The organism is Yersinia artesiana, assembly GCF_902726545.1.
Taxonomy (GTDB): Bacteria; Pseudomonadota; Gammaproteobacteria; order Enterobacterales; family Enterobacteriaceae; genus Yersinia; species Yersinia artesiana.
Genome location: NZ_CACVAD010000107.1, coordinates 1 through 1,689 on the forward strand (window position 1 = coordinate 1; position 1,689 = coordinate 1,689).

The following is a 1,689-nucleotide window of genomic DNA, read 5'->3' on the forward strand; positions in this document are numbered from 1 at the left end:
GATTTAGCTCAATAAACCATCTTATCCTTTTTTTAAATAATACTGAAAATTACAAAAATATAGGAAAGCCCCTACAATGAAGGACGTAAATAATGTTTAATAATCGGTTTCAGTCAACTGATTTTATTATTATATGGATTTCTAATCTTGGTGATATCGCTGCAGCATTTGGACCAGAGACCCATCTGCAATGTATATCAGTGGTACGGCAAAGGTTAATAGACGGCGGATTGCCAGCTGTTGCTATAGAGTTGCAGGATGAGGTTGTTACTATAGATCTATCTATGCTGCCAACAAATGTGTTATCCGAAGTTACCCATGTAGAAAACTACTCTACCGATCGACAGGAGGATAAACTTGCACAATTTCTTTTCGCTATTGTCGGTGCAGAGTGCATTGATACAATTCAAGGCCAAGTTTATCTACGCGTTGAAGTTAAATTTCTACGGATCAATGGTACACAATACGGATTTACGGATCGTAGTTCATTCCTTGCTGAGCAATCCACGCGACGACCAGCACTAGTACCAGGAATATTGACTGCTTGGTGTCAACGTTTTCGTTCCGATATGAAACACGCCGCTAATCTATTGAATGGGCTACGTAACGGATCGTTAATACTTGTATTCCAGCCGATTGTTCATTTTATTAATGGGGAAACTGTATGTATATATAGCGAAGCTCTATTACGTCATATTGCAGAACCTACATATGCTCCAGAAGATGCTATAAATGCACTAGAAAGACTGAAACTCATTTCTCACCTTGACTATAGTGTAGTCAGTACCATTCTTCAACTCTTGCGCTATCAGCCTAATCAACATATTGCGGCTAATATCTCTGCGGTATCACTAAATAATAACGCGTTTTGGCATCATCTGATAGAACAGCTAGAAGAAATGCCAGATATAGCGAGCCGCCTGATCCTCGAGATTACGGAAACTGCAGAGATTAGTAAAATTAGCGACGCAATAAGACTATTGGGACTCCTTAAAAAGACAGGAGTTCGCATTGCTTTAGACGATGTTGGCACAGGGATGACTACGCTGGAGTTTATAGCGATAGCCCATGCTGATATCATTAAAATTGATCGTTCCGTATTGCAACGTTCTTCAATATCTTGCTCCGGTGTAGAGAGCTCTGAACTAGCAAACCTCGTATGTCTGTGCAAGAACTATGCAGGTTTGGTTGTAGTTGAGGGGATAGAAACATCTGAACAATTAAATCAAGCAATTGGTCCTGCGCGTGCTAATGGTGTTCAGGGATATTTAATCAGTCGGCCAGAAGTTCAGGCTGGATGGATGAAAACGGCTCCATGCCATGTCGTGGATGTTTATAATCAGTTTTTATCATCCCAACTTGAGGTGATTTTAAGAAATTAAAGACGCTGTACACGATTTTTCAGTGCGACATGAGGCTGTTCCTGTGATTGTTTCAGCCAGTATGCAGTAAGACGTGCGAAGAAACCTGCTGTCTTATCAGCAGTTCCCTACCCGACTGTGTGTTGAGAACAATTTCAGGGTACAAACTGTCGGGGACAACGTAGCCACGGATTATCCGTAAGAGTGAATCGTGAGGTTCAATCTGAAACTGTCCCCCGCAGGTTGTGAAGGGTAATTCCTCTATTTTTAGCGGAGGCGATAAGTAGAATCAGTTCATGTAATGAATATGCTGCATCGGTGTAAAACC

Annotated in this window: 1 protein-coding gene; it reads left to right on the top strand. The window is 41.2% G+C overall.

All coding sequences use genetic code 11. The annotated features are described in order from the left end of the window. Positions 1-92 precede the first annotated feature (92 nt). Positions 93-1,382: an EAL domain-containing protein gene (locus HU019_RS20125; protein WP_020303466.1), complete on the top strand. Its 1,290-nt coding sequence runs from the start codon at positions 93-95 to the stop codon at positions 1,380-1,382. The last annotated feature ends 307 nt before the right edge of the window (positions 1,383-1,689 follow it).